This is a genomic window from Coriobacteriia bacterium (genome assembly GCA_018368455.1).
Classification (GTDB): domain Bacteria; phylum Actinomycetota; class Coriobacteriia; order Coriobacteriales; family UMGS124; genus JAGZEG01.
On record JAGZEG010000015.1, the window covers coordinates 37,842 to 56,406 of the forward strand.

The following is an 18,565-nucleotide window of genomic DNA, read 5'->3' on the forward strand; positions in this document are numbered from 1 at the left end:
CGGCGCCCAGCCGCATCGCTACATTTCCGTAGTACCTGCAATGTACGCGCCCCGGCGCGGCATCGCCCAGTCACCGGCCGCCCGATCCAGCTCGCGACCAGCGGCCCGCGGCGATCGCCGTCCCCGAGGCCCAGACGAGGAGGCATCCCATGGCCTGCTGTGATGAGGACAAGCCCACGCCCGCAAATCGCCTCGTGAAGTTCGTCGAGAAGCTGCGCGGCGACGACTTCGCGTGGGTCGAGCTGTCCCACGAGGTTTCGCCCCAGACGCCGCACTGGGTCGGCTTCGAGCCGTTCCACCAGGTGGCGCAGCCGCTCAACTACTCGGACGGCTGCAAGGCTGACGCCTACTACATCGTGAGCCAGTACGGCACGCACATCGACGCCCCGCTGCACTTCGTGCCGGGCGGCCGTCCGCTCAACGAGGTGTCCGTGCGCGACACGCTCATGCCGCTGTTCGTCATCAACGTCGCCGACAAGGTGCGCGCCAACGCCGACTACGAGCTCACGGTGGCCGACATCGAGGAGTTCGAGGCGAAGTACGGCAAGATTCCCGCCGGCTCCTTCGTCGCGATGCGCAGCGACTGGTCCGTCGACCACGCCGACGACTACGAGAACAACGACGCCGACGGCAACCCCCACTACCCGGGCTGGAGCCTCGACGCGCTCAAGCTGCTCATCGAGGACCGCAAGGTCACGGCCATCGGCCACGAGCCCACGGACACCGACGCGCCCGGCGCGGGCCACGGCTGGGCCGGCGAGCTCTACGTGCTGCAGCAGGACCACTACCAGATCGAGGTCATGAAGAACCTCGACAAGGTGCCGCCGGCGGGCGCCATCATCTCGTGCACCTGGCCCAACGTCACGAACGGCGTCGGCTTCACGGCCCGCTGCATCGCCATCTTCCCCAAGGAGCTCACGCCCGGCTGCGGGTGCGGCTGCTCCGAGGCCAAGCCGGCCGAGGACAAGGGCTGCGGCTGCTGCTAAGCGCCGGCCGGCCTGCACACCCCTAGGGGGGCCGCGCAGGCCTTCACGCCAGAAACGCGCACAACGGAAGAGGACCCGATCGCCACGCACGAGCGGCGGTCGGGTTCTCTCGTACGAAGCGGGGTGCCTTAGGGATGACGCGCCGTTCGCCTAGGCTAACCGCATGAGGAGGCTCATCGTGATACAGGCATCGGTCATCTACTACTCCAAGACGGGCACGACAGCCGAGATGGCCGGCGAGATCGTGACCGGCATGAACGCCGTCGAGGGCGTGCAGGCGCGAACGTTTCCCATCGAGGCCGTCGACGAGGAGTGGGCCAAGGCGAGCCAGTGCCTCGTCTTCGGCACGCCCATCTACGCGGCGACCGTGGCCTCCCCCATGGCCGAGTGGATGCAGTCGGGCACGCACGGCCTCGAGCTCGCGGGCAAGCTCGGCGGCGCGTTCGCAACGGCGAACTGGGTGCAGGGCGGGGGCGACCTCGGCATCCGCACGATCCTCGACCAGCTGCTCGTCTACGGCATGATGACGTACTCGGGAGGGATGGCGTGGGGCAGGCCGGTCATCCACCTCGGCCCCGTCGCCATCCGCGAGCACCTCGATGACTACCGCGCGTGGTTTCACCTCTACGGCGAGCGCATAGCAAAGCAGGCGGTCAAGGTCTTCGGGTAGGCCCCGGCTCACCCCTCGTCCCCGGCGGGCGAGATGACCTCGCGCTCCACCAGGTCGATGAGCTCCTGCCGGCCGTGGACGTCGAGCTTCATGTAGATGCGCTTGATGTGCGCCCACGCCGTGTTCTCCGTGATGCCCAGGTCCGCCGCGAGCGCGGGGGCGCTGCGCCCGCGCGCCAGCTGGACGAGCACCTGCGCCTCGCGCGGCGTGAGCCCCTTCTCGCGGGCGAAGAGCTCGACGCGGGCGCTCACCTGCTCGCGCACGCTCTGCTGCTCGGCGTGCTCCCCGGGCGTGGGGTGCGCCGAGACACGCGCGCCATCGGCGGTCCCATCGGGCCCGGAAGCCCCCGCCTCGCCATCGGGCCAGGCGGCACGGGCGGCATCGTCGCGGGCAGCAGGTTCGCCCGCGGCCGCGCCGCCGACCGGTGGGGCGCCAGCGTCGTCCCCGCCCCGCGTTCGCTGCGAGAAGCGGTTCCCCTCGCGCGGAGCGAGGGCTGCGTCGTCGTCCGGCCCGGCGGCATCCAAGACACTCCCCCGACGCCGCAGCAGCACCATGAGCACCGTGGACAGCAGGTAGATGCAGGCGAGCATCAGGATCGTCACGTACGACGCCTCGGAGGCGTGCGCGCCCAGGCGGTTGATGCCCAGCCCCAGCACGAGCCCCACCGCCACGGACGCCTCCGTCCCGACCTGATAGACGCCGATGAGCGCCGCAGGCGGCACGTCACGGCGCGCCTGCGAGACCTCCACGAGCAGCAGCACGAACGCGATACCCACGATGTCGTAGCACACGACCATCGCCAGGCCCGACAGCGTGCCGAGGGCCTCGGAGACGAACGGCAGCAGGGAGAGCGCCACCAGCATGACGGGAAACAGCACGCGGTAGACAAGCGTCGTGTCGGGCACGCGGCGGCGCAGGGCCATCACGGGCACGAAGATCGCCGTGGCCAGCGCGTGCGCCTCGGCCATGGGAACAGCGCCGAGCACCGGCTCGAGCTCGTTGCCGATGACGGACGTGTGCATCAGGCTCACGACGATCGTCAGGATGAAAACGCAGGTGAACGAGCTGACCAGCGGGATGAGCGCCGAGCGCAGCGAGCGGCGGCGCTGCCGATACGCGGCGGTGCGACCGCTTCCCCCGTCAACGGGAGCCGCGGAGAAGACGCCCCGACGCAGCGCGTCCCCCATCAGGGCGCACGAGAGCGCCAACGCCAAAATGCAGGCGACAAAGGCGGCCCACCCTCCGAGGAACGACATCCCGAGGTACAGCGCCGCCTGCGCGAGGTATCCCGCGATGACGCAGCGCACGGCAAGGCTCGCCTCGGCCATGCGAGCGAACGGCACGAACCACGCCAGCGTCAGCGACGCCGAGCCGACCGCGTACAGCACCGTGCGCAGCGCGAAGCTCACGGGGCCCGGCAGCGCGGCAAGGGCGCCCGTCAGGCCCAGCACGAACCCCAGCGCCAGCACGAGGCTCGCCGCATACGTCACGAGCAGCAGCGGGTGGCCCAGGGTCGTGCGGTCGTTCGCACCCGGCCGGGCTCCGGAAGCGCCGCGCAGGCTCAGCCAGATGGACGCGAGCACCCAGAGCACGCCGAGGGCGTTCGCCGCGAGCGCGAAGCCCGTGGACGACACGAAGCCGACGCTCGGCTCGGCCCCGCCCCCGAACGACGTGGCGTAGGCGCTGGATATGACCGTCCGCGACAGGCCGAAGCCCAGCGCCAGCTCTATTCCCCCGATCACCCTATTCGTCACGCACTGCCCCCTACCCGCGCTGTATGTAATAGCTCTCCATTGTACGCAACTGAGGCGCTGGTCGCCCACAGATTGGGAACGCCCGTGGCGCAATGTCGCATCCGGTCGGGCGGCGGCGGGCCCGAACCCCGGTCGTTTCGAGGGGATCGGATCAGCAGGTGAAACGCGCAGTTCGCCGTCCCAAACCCGTCGTACTATACGGGCCGCACGATTCCGCCCCCCATCAAAAGGTGCCCATGAAGCTCTACGACGCCATCCAGAAGATCCCCGCCGGCACGATGCTCGTCCCCACGCTCATCGGCGCGCTCATCCACACGTTCTGCCCTCAGGTCCTGCAGGTGGGCAACCCGACGCAGATGCTGTTCACGTCCGAGGGCATGCAGGTGTGCGTCGGCATGATGCTGTTCTTCACCGGGACGCAGCTCGCCCTGGGGCAGATCCGGCCCGTCCTGCGCAGCATCCTGCCCACGCTCGCGTTCAAGATGGTCGTCGCCTACGCGCTGGCGGCCCTGTACTTCGCGCTGTTCGGCCTCGACGGCGTGGGCGGCGTGAGCTTCCTGGCGTTCACGGTGGCCATCACCTCCTGCAACGCCGTGCTGTTCCTCGCGACGGTCAAGCCGTACGGGGGCGTCGCCGAGTACGCGATGTTCGGCGTGTTCATGCTCGTCTCAATGCCCGCGCTGCCCCTGCTGCTGCTCAGCGGAACGAGCGGGGCCGGCGTCGACTGGATGGGGCTCGCCTCGACGTGCATCCCCCTCGCGCTTGGGCTGGCGCTCGGCAACGCAGACGCCCGCTTCCGGGAGATGTTCAAGGGCGGTAGCTCGTGCATCATCCCGTTCTTCGGCTTCCAGTTCGGCTCGCTCGTCGACCTGGGAACGGCCGCCGGGCAGCTCGTGCAGGGCGTGGGCCTCGTCGTCGCGTTCTATGCGCTGTCGGCCATCCCCCTCTACGCGTTTGAGCGCCTCGCGCTGCACCGCCCCGGCCACGTGGGCATCGCCACCTGCTCCGTCGCCGGCATTGCCGTGTCGTTCCACACGATGGCGGCCGCCAGCTCCGCCGTGTATCTCCCCTACGTGGACGGGGCCATCAGCCAGCTTGCCATGGCCATGTTCGCGACGACGTTTCTGACGCCGGTGATCGCCCACTTCGTCGCCCATCGCAACGGGGCGCCGCGCACGGACGGGCTTGCGGAGAGCGGCGAGGCCGCTCGGGGGCGAGACCGAGCGAACGGCAGCGCCGAGGGTCTCGAGAGCCCAGCTGGGCACGCGGCGTAACCCCTTTCGGGAACCATTTTCGAGATTGTCGAAAACGGGCAGGTCAGAGCCACCATACTCGATTTCCCCGACTCGCTAACCAGCTTTCGGTGATGCGGCCGCCAGCCATTCGTGCGATAAAGGAATGAGGCGCTATGCCAGGATGCGCCGCCTGCCATACGGCGGTCTGACACGTCGCCCGCGCATCGCAATCGAGCCGGTCGAAGGGACGACCGGGACAAGGAGGCTCGCATGGCTCTTGATATGGATCGCAGGAACTTCGTGAAGGCTGCCGGCGCCGTCGCTGCCGGGGCAAGCTTCGCCGCTATGGGCGCCACGGCGCTCGCCGGCGAGAAGGCCGCCAGCTCCACCAAAGACGCCTCCGCCGACGCCAAGGTCGAGGCGGGCGCAAAGGGGCAGGGCGTCCAGGACGGCAAGTACGTCACGAAGGCCCTTGGCCACGAGAACTATATCTACATGGAGACGACGTTTGCCGGCGGCGCCATCGCCTCGTGCCGCTGCCTGCGCAACGACGAGACCGTCGGCGTCGGCACGTATCCGTGCGAGCAGCTGCCCGCCAAGATCGTCGAGGCCCAGAGCGTCAACGTCGACGCCATGACCGGCGCCACGCTGACGTCCATGGCCATCAAGCGCGCCGTTAAGGACGCCATCGACATGGCCGGCGGCGACTCCTCGAAAGACTTTGCCGCCGAGGTTTCCGCGCCGTCCGGCGGAACGCCTCAGGAGGCCGTCTGCGACGTCGTCATCGTGGGCGCTGGCACGTCGGGCCTCATCTGCGCAGCGCGCCTGCTCGAGATGGGTTACAGCGTCATGCTGTTCGAGAAGCAGGACATCCCCGGCGGCTCCATGGGCATGACGTACGGCGGCGTTGCGGCTGCCGGCTCGCAGCTCCAGGCCAACTACGCCCTGGGCCGCTTCGACGACAACCCGATGTTCAACGTCGACGCCATGCTCGCCCTGCTCGCCAACTACGTGAACCCCGAGCACGACATCTACAACGGGGCCATGCCCTTCCAGACGGCCATGTACCACACGTCGGGCAAGCTCGTTGACTGGCTGCACTCCATCGGCGTCGGCTTCTACACGATGGGCGTCAACAAGGCGTACGGCATCACGCCCTACCTCGCCCCCGGCTGCTACGAGGGCGGCTGCGGCTACGCGATGGAGTTCCTCGTCGACCGCGTGGGCGCGCTCGGCGGCCAGATCATCTACGGCACGAAGGTCACGGGCATCACGCAGCGCGAGGACGGCGTCGTCATCGGCGTGACGGCCGAGGGCAAGGACGGCTCGACGTGGACGGTCGGGGCCAACGCCACCGTGCTCGCCACGGGCGGCTACGGCGCCAGCAAGGAGATGCTCGCCAAGTACAGCCCCAAGTACGCCGACTACACGTTCAACTGCTCGCCGTGCTCGACGGGCGACGGCATCGAGCTGGGCATCTCCGTAGGCGGCTACACCGAGTGCATGGACCGCGACCTCGGCGCGTTCCTGTCGAGCGACGGCAGCGACGGCTCGTTCTTTGAGCTGGCGTTCCTGTACCAGACCACGCCCGGCATCATGGTGAACGTCAACGGCGACCAGTTCGGCAACATCACGAGCGACAACCACGGCATGCAAGCCCGCGCGCTCATGGATCCGGCCAACGAGGCGACGTTCTATCACATCTTCGACGAGGCGGCCGCCGTCACGACAAAGAAGAACGACACGTATGCGTTCGACACGTACGCGGCCATCTTCGACCGCGGCCTCGTACAGCACTTCGACACGGTCGAGCAGGCGGCCGAGGAGCTCAACCTGCCGAACCTCGTGGCGACGATCGAGAAGAACAACCAGGTGGCACTCACCGGCGAGCCTGACGAGTGGGGCCGTAAGCGCGTGCCCTACATCGAGACGCGCGACGGCATCTACGCCATCAAGGTGCTACCGACGTTCTATCTGACGACGGGCGGCCTGGCCATCGACACGGCCACGCACGTGCTGCGTGAGGACGGCTCCATCATCGGCTGTCTGTACGCCGCCGGCGACGTGTGCGGTTCCGTCGAGGAGAAGGACGGCGCCAACTACAAGATGGGCTTCGACGCGGCGATGGCGTTCGGCTACATCATGGCCGACACGATCAACACCGACCTGGCGAGCGTGGGCCTGGCCCCCGCAGCCGAGTAAGGCGTCCGAGATAGCGTGAACCACGCGGGGCCGTCTGCCGAAGGTGGCGGGCGGCCCCTTTTTTCGTGGCGCGAGAAGTGGGTCGCGAAACCGAACCACCTGCGCAGCCGAAGTCTGCGGGCTTTGAAAGCCGACGAAAGCTAGACGGACAAGAAAGCGAGTCGTGCATGGGGCTGCTTGAGGAAGTAGCGAGCCCGAAATGTAACAGCCTACAGAAAAGTGAGGGAACGGATCACGAAAGGATGGATGCGATTAAGATCCTTCAAGAAGTTCAAGCCTAGCTAGTGACGTCTTTCGAATAGGGGCGTTCACGGGGGACATTCTTGGCCACGAAAGGGCCCTAAAGGTGCAGATCATCCCTTCGGCCCGAATGCGTCCTCCGAGAAATCCCGCGCAGCTACACGAGCATCGCGACGAGGGGGATCGTGGCGACGGAGGCGGCTATCGAGATGAACGTGCCCTGCATCATCGGCTTGACGTCGGCACCGTAGAGCAGGCAGAACAGGACGCCGTTGCTCGCAACCGGCATAGCACAGCTCACGATGAGGACGCCGCGGGCGAGATCGTCGGTCAGCAGCGGGCCCAGCGCCACGAGCATCGCCAGCGGCACGACAAGCAGGCGGCACGCCGCCGTCACGTAGGCGCGCCAGTTGGTGAAGATGGAGCGCGGGTCGTACTGGGCCAGCGACGAGCCGACGACAAGCAGGGCCGCGGGCGTCGTAAAGTTGCCAACGACCTCGAGGCCATCGCCGAGAATCCCCAGGCTGTTGACGCCCAGCAACACGAGCACAAGCAGCACGACGCTCGAGACAAACGTCGGGTTGACGACGTCCTTTGCCATGCGGAGCAGTCGCCTCTTCAGCGGGAGCCGGCGCGTGCCCTCGCCTCCGCCGCGCACCATGGCGATGCCCAGCGAATACATGAACAGGTTGCACGGGATATTGGCGATGGCGGCGTAAATGAGCGCCTGTGGTCCAAATATCGCTGAGACGACCGGATATCCGATGAAGCCCACGTTGCCAAACGTGATCATAAAGCGATACGCGCCCGCCTCCGCCTGCGGGGCGCGCATGAGCAGCGGCGCCAGATACGCGACGGCGATGGCGATGAGATAGCCAAGCGTGCCCACGCCAACAAGCGCGAGCACGGTGGACGGGTTGGGAAGCTCGCCGGTCGAGCCGACCGAGGCGATGAGCAGGCACGGCAGCGTGACGTTAAGGACGAGGCGCGAGATGGCGCTGCCGAGCTCGTCGCTCAGAAAGTCGAGCTTGCGCGCCACGAAGCCGACGGCGATCGGAACGCACAGCACGAGCATCTGGGAAAGGATATGCAGGAAGTCCATCGGGAGCAGCTCTCGCGCTATCGCGGGGCAAGGAGTCGCATTGACAGGTCCGCGCTCGCCACGTCACGCGTTCCGGGCCGCCGGCGCGGTGCGTGTGATTGCCCCGCAACGCACGCATGGACCGCAGCAGCATCTCCCCCGCTCAAGGGCGGACCCTCGGCCCGCTCGGCGCCGGCAATCGTACCCCAACCCGCCCGGCGCGCACAATCGATGAGGCCCGGACACGCCGTGGCGTCACAAAGAGGCAGGGGACACCGACCTCGCTTGGCCGGCGGCGACACGCGCGAATTAACGCAGCAGATGGCCCGCAAAACCTTCGCCCCTGCGAGGCCGCGGCACGGCAGATGCAAGGCGGGCCAAGGTGAAGCGTATTTACTGCGTGAGCCGAGGATCAGCGCGTCAGGTGCCATGCGAGCCAGAGCCGCCGGCCGGGCGCGTCACGGTGCCCCAGATGCAAGCCCGGGCCCAACGCAGCAGATGGGGTGCCGCGATGAGAAGCGACCGCCCCTGGGGCGACGGGGTGGGCCAGATGCAAGGCAATCGGCGGCGCAGCGTATTGGACATACGTAAGCCGCCGATTAACGCAGCAGATGGCCTGCCCCGTCGCCCCAGGGGTTACATGCCTTTGGAGGCGAGCCAAGAACTTAGCTTCGTGACGGGATGGACGGCGGAGACGGAGCCCGCGGCCTCCTCGCCACCGTGCGCCCCGCCGGAAGTGAACTCGGGATCGTCGCGGTAGCGATCCATCATGGCGCCCTGGAGCTCTTGAGCCGACGGCGGCGTCCAGGACAGGGCATTCGCGCCGGCCTCGATCGTGCTCAGGATGGACGATGGCTTCGTACCGCCCGTCGCCACGACAGGCAGGTCGGGGTACTCCTCGCGAATCTGCCGCACAACATCGGGCGTCTCGCGGGCCGCGGCCACGTTGATGATGCGCGCGCCCGCCTCGATCTTCGCCCGGGCGATGTCGTCCCACTGAGTAATGGTCGCCATGACGGGAATGTCGACGATCGTCGCCACGTGCTGCACGGTCTCAACCGTCGACGGCGCGTTTAGCACGACGCCCATGACCCCCTGCATCTCGGCAAACATCGCCAGCTCGACGACGCGCTGGCCCGTAGTCGTACCGCCGCCAACACCGGTGAACACCGGGGCCTTCGCGACAGAGAGGATAGCCTGCGTGATCATGGGGTGCCCCGTGAAGGGATACACCGCGAGTATGGCATCGGCATTCGTGTTGTGGATGACGGCGACGTCGGTGGAGTAGGCGAACGAGCGGATGCGGTGGCCGCGCACGACGATGCCGGTGCAGCCCCCGATCTCCTCAGGCACGCGGGCTGCCGATGAGCTGAGCCTTCCCTCGATGTGCACTGGTTCGATTGCCGTGCTCATGACAACCTCCTCGGCGTCTCGGAGACCTCGGGCGATGCGGACGCCAGGGAGCGGGCGCGAGAGCTCGGAGTCCAGCCTGGGCGCATCGATCAGCACGGACCGAGCACCCATCAACCTGCAGCTTTGTCGCCGAAAAGAGGCCCTGCCAGCTCCCACCGGCACAAAAGCCTCCCTATGATACCCAGAACCTATTCGTCTTCTTCCTCCTCCACGTCATCACCGTGTAAGCAAAAGCGGCCTCTCAGCGTCTGAAGTCTGGCCAGTTTTTTCGGGTGTGCTAGGTCTTGCAAAAGTCTGGTCTAAAAATGGGCGCGGATTACGGTTGTGCGAGGTTTGTGCGGAGCCCTCGTGCGCAGGGCGGAAGACCTACGCTACGCACAACCCTCCTACCTGCGGGTTTCTCGAGGCGCCCCAAGCCTGCGAGGCATAACCAGGCCCGCAAACCTTGCATAGCCGCAAATCGCGCCCGTTCTCAGACCCCCATTTTGCAAAACCTGGCACAACCGAAAATCGGGGCCACCTACTCCAGAGGAGGGCCTGGGCTCGCACGCCCCATCCCGCAAAAAACGAAACCGGGCGCCCCAACCTCGGAAGCGCCCGGCCCGCAGGTCACTCGCTATGCCTCGCTACTCGCGGCGCAGTGCCCTCTGGGCAACGCCGGCTCGCACGACACCACGCGAGACGCGGTACGTCACGAGCAGGTAGCCTCCGTACACGAGCACGAACGCACCACCCGACATCAGCGCCGGCGTCGTGATGTCCATGTGGCCGAACAGCGCCACGACGTCGGTCACCACGTGCAGCGCCACGACGGAGTGGGCCAGCGCCACGAGCAGCGGCGCCACGAAGTACAGCAGCGTCTGGCGCAGCAGCGCGCGATACATGAGCCGCTCGGGACAACCAAGCTCGCCGAGCAGCCGGTAGCGGCCCGTCGCGTCGCTCGCCCCGGAGAGCTGCTGGATCGCCAGGATGGCGGCGCACGCGATCACGAGCACGAAGCCGATGTAGATGGCCAGGTAGCTCACAAGGCCCGACGTCGAGTTCGTCGTCTCGTAGGCATCGGCCCTCGACACCAGGATGTTCATGCGGCCCACGTCCACGCCCTCGTCGTTGTAGAGCCGCGTTGAATAGTCAGCCTGCACCTCGCTGAGCACCGCCTCGGCCTGCTCCTCCGAGACGCCGTCCGCATACATGAGGTTGAGGTAGCTGCCATAAGGAAGCCCCTGCCTGGCGATGTCATCAGGCACGATGAGCGTGCCGCCGTTCATGCCCATCGAGCTCGTCATGAAGCACGCCTCCGCGCCCGAAACGACGCCATCACCCACGGGGTGCAGCTCGCGTCCTGCTACGACGGGCCGTGCGCCAGCACGCACCGCCGCGCGGAAGAAGTCCGCCAGAGACTCGCCACTGTCCGTCGAGAACAAGCAGCCGTCCTCGCCTAGGTCGACGGGCTCGAGACCCTGCAGCGCGCGCATCTCGTTGTATTGCGTCTGGCCCATGAGCAGCATCGGCCGGCCGTCGTCGTAGTCGCTCGTGCCGTCGCCCACCTCTTCCGGGGTCTGGCCCGCCAGCGACGCACCGCTCACCCGCATCATCCACTGCACCGTCAGCATCCCCGGCTCAACAAGGTTCTCCGACGAGTAGATGTCAACCTGCGCCATCTTCGCCACGACGCTCGAGAGGTCCACGCCCTGCTCCGCCACAGCCTTCGCCAGGTCAACGGGCTCGGTAGGCGCCGCCTCGGGCTTGCCCTCGGGGTTAATCGTCCCCTCGGGCACGATATCAGGCTCGTAGTAGACGCTCGAGATGCTCGCGTCGTAGGGCGTGTGGGACTCCATGCTGTCCATGAGCGTCGTGCAGATGGACAGGCCGCCCGTCACGCTCGTAATGGCAAGGAATAGCACCATCGAGATAACGGCCATCGAGATCGACGTCGTGTTGATCTTGGCGTTGAGCTCGCGCATCGTGAAGGCGTTGAGGTCGCGCCAGTAAAAGCCCCGGGCGGCCTGGGTCGCCTTGAGCAGAAAGCCGCTTACCGCATAGAAGAACAGGATCGTGCCGACGACGACCATGACGGTCGTGATCGTGAACTGCGTGCCGGCGTCCGAGCTAGCATCTGTGATAGGCAGGCCGTCGCGCAGCAGGCGCACGTACGACCAGACAATGAGGGCGAGGCCCACGACGAACACGACGGCCATGACCGGCACGCTGCGCACCTTGATGGCCTCGTTGACGCGATCGGCTCCCATGAGGTCGATGAGCTTGGAGCGGCGCAGCGTGAACAGGTTCATGACGAGCATGACCGCGAAGATGACGACGAAGCAGCCCAGCGTCAGCCCAAGGGCGCTCGGAGAGAAGCGAAACGCGAAGTACGTCACGTGGTCCTGGAACAGCGCCGCCGTCACGAACACAAGCAGCTGCGCCAGGATGAGGCCCACGACGATGCCCACGACGAAGGACGCGACGGAGGCGATGAGCGTCTCGAGCGTCAGCACACGCGCCACCTGGCCCGGGCGCATGCCGAGCACCTGGTAGAGACCGAGCTCGCGCTTGCGACGACGCACGAGGTAGTTGTTGGCGTACACCATGAGGAAGCCGAGCACGATGGCGAGGAAGATCGTCACGCCCGACAGGATGCCCGCCAGGCCCTTGATCATCTCGCTCGTGGACTCGAGCGAGAGGAAGTCCGCCTGGTCGGAGATTGTATTGAACGCGTAGAACACAGCCACGCCCAGCACGAGCGTGACGAAGTAGATGGCAAAGTCACGAAACGAGCGGCGGACGTTGCCCCAGGCAAGCTTAAAGAGCATCGGCGCCGTCACCGCCGATCATCGCCACGACCTCCATGATGCGGTCGAAGAACTCCTTGCGCGTCGCCTGGCCGCGGACGACCTCCGTGAACACGCGGCCATCACGGATGAACACAACGCGACGGCAGTAGCTTGCGGCGAACGAGTCGTGCGTCACCATGACGATCGTGGCGCCGAGCTTGGCGTTCAGCATGTCGAAGCACTCGAGCAGCAGCTTGGCGTTCTTGGAGTCCAGAGCGCCCGTGGGCTCGTCGGCAAGCACGAGCTTGGGATCCGTCACGATGGCACGGGCCGCGGCGACGCGCTGGGCCTGGCCGCCCGAGACCTGGTAGGGATACTTGTCGAGCACCTGCTCGATGCCGAGCGTCGCGGCGATGGCCTCGACGCGCTCGCGAATCTGGCGCGCGGGGACGCGGCCGATGGACAGCGGCAGCGCGATGTTCTCGCGGCAGGTGAGCGTGTCGAGCAGGTTGGCGTCCTGGAAGACGAAGCCGAGCTGCTCGCGGCGGAAGTCGGCCGAGGCGCGGGCGGACATGCGGGCGACGTCCGTGCCGTTGATGAGGATCTGGCCGCTCGTGGGACGATCGATCGTGGAGATGCAGTTGAGCAGCGTCGACTTGCCCGACCCCGACGGGCCCATGATGCCGAGGTAGTCGCCCTGCTCGACGCGCAGGGAGACGCCGTTGAGCGCGTGGGTCACGCTGTCGGACGAGCCGCCGGTCGCGCGGCCCCTCCCACTCCCGTATGCCTTGTCGACGTTGATGACCTCGAGAACCGCTGGCATGGCTGGCATTCCTTTCTCACGCGTTTCGGTATGAGCATAAGGATGCCGGAGAGCCCGGCGCAAGACCATCGATTGCGCTTGCGTCTCGCTTACGAACGTGAAAGGTAAGGGCGCGAGCAAGAAGGCGTTGCGCCAGCGCCCTTGCCTCCCTACTATGGAACGCATTTCAACATGTGGGGAGGAAAGTTGACCGAACCTACCGCTTGGGGTGACGAAAGCATCCGCATGTCGCTCAGCCCGCCATCGTACCTGCTGGCAGCCAGCTGGCCCGAGCCTGGCTATGAGCTTGATCTGGCTGAGTTCGAACGCATCAAGCCAAAGGGGGCGAGCAAGCTGCATTGGATGGATATGGATGCTCGACTCAAGCGGCAATCCATCCAGGCACTCTCTCGTCTTCCCATGCTTCATACACTCATCGTGGCAAATGACCTGCCCGGCAAGAAACAGGAACGGGGTCGCAGGAAATGCCTTGAGGTTCTTCTGCCCGCACTTGAGACGAAGGGGATATCCCTTCTGATTCTCGAGAGCCGCGGCAGACTCAATGACAGCCGCGACATCGAGCTGCTTCTCTCGCTGCGCAGAAGCGGAGCTGTCTCTGAAATTGAGATTGATCACCGCAGGGGCTCTGACGACGAAACGCTCTGGGTTCCTGACCAGATTCTCGGGGCATTTGCCGAAATCGAGCTCGAAGGAAAGACTGGGCTCATATGCGCAGAGAATAATTGGGCAAAGATCTCGGAAAAGCTGGCCATTCTACAAGCAAGGCTATAAAGACGTCGGAGCCGGGCCCCGTGAAACACGGGTAATCCGGCTCCGGCTTCCAACCCCTCGCAAGGGGCGGCGTTGGCTCCATGATACACCATGTGAAAGCAACCCGGCAGAGGGGCCGGCGCCCTATTCGAACAGCTGCATACGGTTTGTGGGGAACGTGATGTCGATGGCCGTCCAGGCGCCCGGGGCGCTCGACGCCTCCACGGTGAGGCCCATCTTCTCGCAGAGCTGGCGCACGAGGTAGAGACCGATGCCGGTCGACTTGGCGTGCGTACGGCCGTTCTCGCCGGTAAAGCCCTTGTCGAACACGCGCCCGATGTCGGCCGCCGATATGCCGCAGCCGTTGTCGCGCACCGTGAGCGTGACGCGCTCCGTCGCGCGGCCCTCGTCGTGGGAGGCTCCCTTGAAAAGCAGGCGCGGGCGCTCGGCAAGGTCGCCCACCGACCCAGAGGCGCGCCGATACTTGATGGCGTTGTCGATGAGCTGCCCCAAGACGAAGCCCATCCACTTGGGATCGGCAAACACCTCGTGCTCGAGACCCTCCATCTCGACGGCAACGCCCGCCTCGATGAGCGCATGCGCCCGGCTCTTCACCGCGTCGCCCACCATGCCGTGCAGCTCGCAGGAGCGCACGAGATAGTCGCGATCGACGGCCGTGGCCCGCGCAAAGAACAGCGCCTGCTCCACGAAGCCGTCGATGCGGGCGAGCTCGCGCGACAGGGAGCGCATCAGCCTCACGCTGTCGGGATCTCCCCCACCCTGCTCGCGCGCGTTCTCGATGAGGAGCTCCGCGGCAGCAAGCGGAGTCTTGACCTCGTGCACCCACGCCTCAACGAACTCGCGGTGCTCCGTCTCCCGCCGGCGCGCGTTTGCCACCTCAGCGTTCGCCGCGTGCGTCACGGCCTCCAGGGCGTCAGCGGCGATCTGGGCATGCGGAGAGTCGGGCCGCTCGACGTTGTCGGCCTTCACGAGAACGTCCGGCCCCTCGCCGTTTGCCACGCTGCGCATAGAGCGCCAGAACGCATGGTCATGCACAAAGTCGAGCGCGGCCGCCACGACGAAGAACAGCAGCACCGTCAGCGTGATCAGCAGCGCGAGCTCCGCGCCCAGCGCCACCATGCGCAGCATGACGTAGAGGGCCGCCAGCCCCGCCAGGCACACGACGATGGGGATGGCCCGACCGCGCAGCCAGCTCAGCGGGCTCATACGGAGTAGCCCAGGCCGCGGTGCGTCGTCAGGTAGTCCGTCACGCCGATGCCGCCCAGCGTCGAACGCAGGCGGTTCACGTTCACGGTCAGCGTGTTGTCATCGATGAAGGCGTCGGAGTTCCAAAGCTCGCACATCAGGTCCTCGCGCGAGACGATCCGCCCCGCGTGGCGCATGAGCATGGCAAGGATGCGCAGCTCGTTCTTCGTGAGCTCGACAGAGGCACCAGCGCGCGGGCCCTTCGTGCACGTGGCCTGCGAGCGAGCCAGGTCAAGCGAGACGCCGTTGTGCTCGAGGACGCGCCCCTGCTCCTGGGCGCCCTGCACTCGGCGCAGCAGCGCGTCAATGTGGGCCATGAGCACCTGGCCGTTGTAAGGCTTGCTCACGAAGTCGTCGGCGCCCATCGTCATGGCCATGAGCTCGTCGAGGTCCGTCGTGCGGCTCGTGACGACGATAACCGGCACGCTCGAGACCTGGCGCAGCTCGCGGCAGACGTACTGGCCGTCCGTGCCCGGCAGCGAGAGGTCGAGCAGCACGAGGTCGGGGGCCGCCGCAACGATGTCGTCGACGAGGTGGTCGAAGCGCGTCGCGCTCGTCGTCATGTGGCCATTGCGCTGCAGCAGGCGCGTGAGTTCGCCGCAGATGGTGGGGTCGTCCTCGACGACATAGATGCGCGCCATGTAAGGCCTCCTCGAAGACGGCGCCAATGGGTGGCACGAGCCCGTCCATCATACGCCTGCGAGGCGCGGGGCACGAAGCGCAGCCGGGACCTGAGGGCCAGGACCGCTACTTACTGGCGCGCGCGAGGGCCTCGTTCACCGCGGAGATGAGCGCCTCGCTCGTGACGGTGGCGCCGGCAATGACGTCGACGTCGGTCGACTGCGTCTCGATGATCTGCTCGACGAGCTCGGAACGCACGCGCTCGACCATGACGACCGACTCTTCGTTGGCGCCCAGGCTGATGCGCGTGATGACGCCGTCCTTGATGATGACGACGACGGGGAGCTCGCCGAACTTGCCCTCGCCGCTCGCGTAGTACGTGCCGTCGCGATAGGGGGAGTCGCCCTGCGAGCTCAGGTTGTCCGCATCTGACGATGAGGACACAGGATGCACCATCGCAGACGAGGCGACAGCCGACGAGCGTGGCGCGTTCGCCCGGCTCGAGGAGGGCGGATCGCTGAGGTCGGAGCCGCTCGACGAGGACGTCTTCCCATCCACCGAGGATAGGCAATCGGAGGAGCCCGCAGCGAGGCGTTCGGAGGCCTGAAGCGCATCCTGGGTCGAGGAGGTGCCCTGGATATCCGGCACGGCGCCGTCAGAGAGCGCGCTCCATCCAGCCTCAGGAGCAGAGAGCGCCTCTTGGGACGTCGGACGAGACGTGCCGCCGGCAAGCGCGGAGGAGCATCCGGAAAGCACGCCGGCGACCATCGTGCACGAAAGAACGAGGCCAAGGCCTGCACACGCAACACGCGATGCTCTCACTGCTCACCCGCCTCTTCCGTCCCCCGCGCCGCACAAGGCGAGCGCGCACCTGATCGCCGCACGGCACGTCCGGGCCAGGGCGAGCCGCGCTTGGCGGCGTTAATGCCGTCCATCGTGAAGGGAGCGTGCGGAGCAGATGTGGTGACGCCCCCTTTTTCGGAGGCGTGCCATCGAGAATACACAGCCGTGGGTTTTTGGTGTAGGCGTCGCGTGCGAAGAGGCAGGCGAAGCTATGCCCGGTGGCGTCCGAGCGCCTGGCCCATGCGGTCGGGTTTGGCGGTGGCGAGCAGCTTGGCGTAGCACGTCGCGAGCTCGCGAGCCATCGGCCCGTCGTGATCCGCCGCCGCAACGACGCCGAACTCGTCCGAGACAAGGAAGCACTCGTCAGCCGGCGCAAGGCGGCCGAGGACATCGGACACGCCGGCATGCCCCTCAAACACCGGCTCGAGGTGAAGCGTCCGCGCGAGGTCGACGGCGAGCGAGTTGGCGCCCGACAGGGGCTTGCCCTCGTCGGACAGCACGTAGAGGCGACCCGTACGACACGTCCAGACCGTCTCGGGCTCGACGGCGTCCCCCTCCGTGCCGGCGATGCGATCGAGCAGGAGGGCGGCCGACATGGGCGGGAGCGGCTCGAACGGTGCGATGGACATGATGGCACGGCCCTCGGCGTCGACGTCGAGGACGAGTACGCCGTTGGGCTGCTCCATGGCGCCCTCGGCCAGCGTCCACTCGAGATGCTGGTGAGCCCAGGAGACCAGGGCGCTCGAGACATCGCGCGCCGCAAGGGCCCGCAGATGGCGGTTCTTGAGCGGGAGCGCACCGTTTTGGAGACGCCAGCGCGCTTCTATGACCGGCTCGCCAGCGAACAGATCCTCGGGGATGCTTTCGGCCATGGGGTGATTCCGTCCTTTCGGTTCAGGGCGCTCGGAAGCGAGCCCGTACCGGCCTGCCTGCCGGATGGGGATGCGCCGGCGCATTATCGCATTATTCGGGGCGTGGCGTCGCGCTTGTACCTGCGGGAGGCGTTGACGACCCACCGCTGGTGGGCGGCTTCTTGGGACTTGCAAGCGTCTTGCCTGCCATCAGAGCCAGGCCCGCGGCGATGGCGGCGAGGCCGGGACCGGGCAGCACGAGCATGGGAATGCCTGCCAGCACGAGCATCAAGCCCGCGATGCGGCGAGCGAGCGGGCCCATCGAGCTAGTGGGATTGTCGTGGGGGAAGACGTCGTAGTCGCGCGAGCCGTCGTCGTTGATGACGTAGACCTCCGTCTCGACCGACTGGCCCGTGGCCTCGTTGACCGACACGCGTGGGCGCCCATCTGCGCGAGAGGGCGCGGAATCCTCCGTCTGCGCCTCGGCGCCGGCGCCCCTGCGTTGTGCGGCCCCGCCCAGCGCACGCTCTCGCGCAGCCTGGCGATAGCCATCACGCACGCGGGTGGCGGCTTCGTGGGCAGCATGTCCCGCCTGGGCGGCGGCTCGCTCTACGACGGGGGCGGCCTTCTCCGCCGCCTGCTTGATGACGGGGGCGGCCTTGCGCGCGGCATCCTGCACGACGGGAACCGCCTTGCGCACGACGGTACCCACCGCGTGCACCGTGGCCGCGCCAGCACGCTTCGCCTCAGGCGACGTCGCCACGCCGTGCACGACGCGGGCTGCCTTGCCCACCCCGCGAGCAGCCGCGTCCGCAGCGCCCGTCAACTTGTCTTGCCAGCGCGATGCCATGTTCGCCTCCTGCCGAGAGCGTCTCCCTCGTAGAACCGGGATCCTTACAGCGAGTATGCCCAGGCAAGACGTCGCCCAAGCCTCGGCTGGCACAGACCTCACGGCGCCCACAGCAGCGGTGTGCATAGAATGGCGTTAAGTGCACGTCTTTTGGGGTGGGGGCAGCACGGACTCGCGTCAAGTGCACGTTTCTTGGCCCTCGCGCGAGG

Annotated in this window: 14 protein-coding genes and 1 pseudogene; 5 read left to right on the forward strand and 10 right to left on the reverse strand. The window is 66.9% G+C overall.

Annotated features, from left to right (window positions below; translation table 11 throughout):
* Positions 1 to 149 precede the first annotated feature (149 nt).
* Entirely contained in the window at positions 150 to 986 is an 837-nt protein-coding gene (locus KHZ24_09735) for a cyclase family protein (protein MBS5451468.1), read from the forward strand.
* 178 nt (positions 987 to 1,164) lie between these two features.
* Entirely contained in the window at positions 1,165 to 1,656 is a 492-nt protein-coding gene (locus KHZ24_09740; protein MBS5451469.1) for a hypothetical protein, read from the forward strand.
* Between the two features lie 8 nt (positions 1,657 to 1,664).
* Here KHZ24_09740 and KHZ24_09745 read toward each other — a convergent pair whose 3' ends face one another.
* A complete protein-coding gene (locus tag KHZ24_09745) occupies positions 1,665 to 2,984 on the reverse strand; it encodes a helix-turn-helix transcriptional regulator (GenBank protein MBS5451470.1) in 1,320 nt (439 codons plus the stop codon).
* A gap of 662 nt (positions 2,985 to 3,646) precedes the next feature.
* Here KHZ24_09745 and KHZ24_09750 point away from each other — a divergent pair.
* Together KHZ24_09750 and KHZ24_09755 are read left to right on the forward strand one after the other, a co-directional pair.
* On the forward strand, positions 3,647 to 4,684 hold the full coding sequence (locus KHZ24_09750) for a 2-keto-3-deoxygluconate permease (protein MBS5451471.1): 1,038 nt from the start codon (positions 3,647 to 3,649) through the stop codon (positions 4,682 to 4,684).
* A gap of 231 nt (positions 4,685 to 4,915) precedes the next feature.
* Positions 4,916 to 6,847, forward strand: coding sequence for an FAD-dependent oxidoreductase (locus KHZ24_09755; protein MBS5451472.1), 1,932 nt, complete (start codon positions 4,916 to 4,918; stop codon positions 6,845 to 6,847).
* A gap of 397 nt (positions 6,848 to 7,244) precedes the next feature.
* On the opposite strand, the gene KHZ24_09760 is transcribed toward KHZ24_09755, so the two are convergent.
* From KHZ24_09760 to KHZ24_09775, 4 genes and pseudogenes are all read right to left on the reverse strand, one after another.
* Entirely contained in the window at positions 7,245 to 8,189 is a 945-nt protein-coding gene (locus KHZ24_09760; protein ID MBS5451473.1) for an AEC family transporter, read from the reverse strand.
* 732 nt (positions 8,190 to 8,921) lie between these two features.
* Positions 8,922 to 9,581, reverse strand: a pseudogene (locus KHZ24_09765) (dioxygenase).
* A 626-nt stretch (positions 9,582 to 10,207) separates the two neighbouring features.
* Positions 10,208 to 12,391 carry an ABC transporter permease gene (locus KHZ24_09770; protein MBS5451474.1) on the reverse strand — a complete coding sequence of 728 codons (2,184 nt, stop codon included), beginning with the start codon at positions 12,389 to 12,391 and terminating at the stop codon, positions 10,208 to 10,210.
* Positions 12,381 to 13,175, reverse strand: coding sequence for an ABC transporter ATP-binding protein (locus tag KHZ24_09775; GenBank protein MBS5451475.1), 795 nt, complete (start codon positions 13,173 to 13,175; stop codon positions 12,381 to 12,383). Before KHZ24_09775 ends, KHZ24_09770 begins: the two co-directional genes overlap by 11 nt.
* 225 nt (positions 13,176 to 13,400) lie before the next feature.
* Between KHZ24_09775 and KHZ24_09780 the strand changes: the two genes are divergently transcribed.
* Positions 13,401 to 13,946 carry a hypothetical protein gene (locus KHZ24_09780; protein MBS5451476.1) on the forward strand — a complete coding sequence of 182 codons (546 nt, stop codon included), beginning with the start codon at positions 13,401 to 13,403 and terminating at the stop codon, positions 13,944 to 13,946.
* A 123-nt stretch (positions 13,947 to 14,069) separates the two neighbouring features.
* Here the strand turns inward: KHZ24_09780 and KHZ24_09785 are convergent, their stop codons facing one another.
* The 5 genes from KHZ24_09785 to KHZ24_09805 form a co-directional block, all read right to left on the reverse strand.
* Positions 14,070 to 15,152, reverse strand: coding sequence for a sensor histidine kinase (locus tag KHZ24_09785; protein MBS5451477.1), 1,083 nt, complete (start codon positions 15,150 to 15,152; stop codon positions 14,070 to 14,072).
* Positions 15,149 to 15,832 (reverse strand): response regulator transcription factor, encoded by a 684-nt coding sequence (locus tag KHZ24_09790; protein ID MBS5451478.1) that lies wholly within the window; start codon positions 15,830 to 15,832, stop codon positions 15,149 to 15,151. The genes KHZ24_09785 and KHZ24_09790 overlap by 4 nt, the downstream gene beginning before the upstream one ends.
* A gap of 106 nt (positions 15,833 to 15,938) precedes the next feature.
* A complete protein-coding gene (locus KHZ24_09795) occupies positions 15,939 to 16,634 on the reverse strand; it encodes an FMN-binding protein (protein MBS5451479.1) in 696 nt (231 codons plus the stop codon).
* A 230-nt stretch (positions 16,635 to 16,864) separates the two neighbouring features.
* Positions 16,865 to 17,527 carry a hypothetical protein gene (locus KHZ24_09800; protein ID MBS5451480.1) on the reverse strand — a complete coding sequence of 221 codons (663 nt, stop codon included), beginning with the start codon at positions 17,525 to 17,527 and terminating at the stop codon, positions 16,865 to 16,867.
* 91 nt (positions 17,528 to 17,618) lie between these two features.
* A complete protein-coding gene (locus KHZ24_09805) occupies positions 17,619 to 18,356 on the reverse strand; it encodes a hypothetical protein (protein MBS5451481.1) in 738 nt (245 codons plus the stop codon).
* Between the last annotated feature and the right edge of the window lie 209 nt (positions 18,357 to 18,565).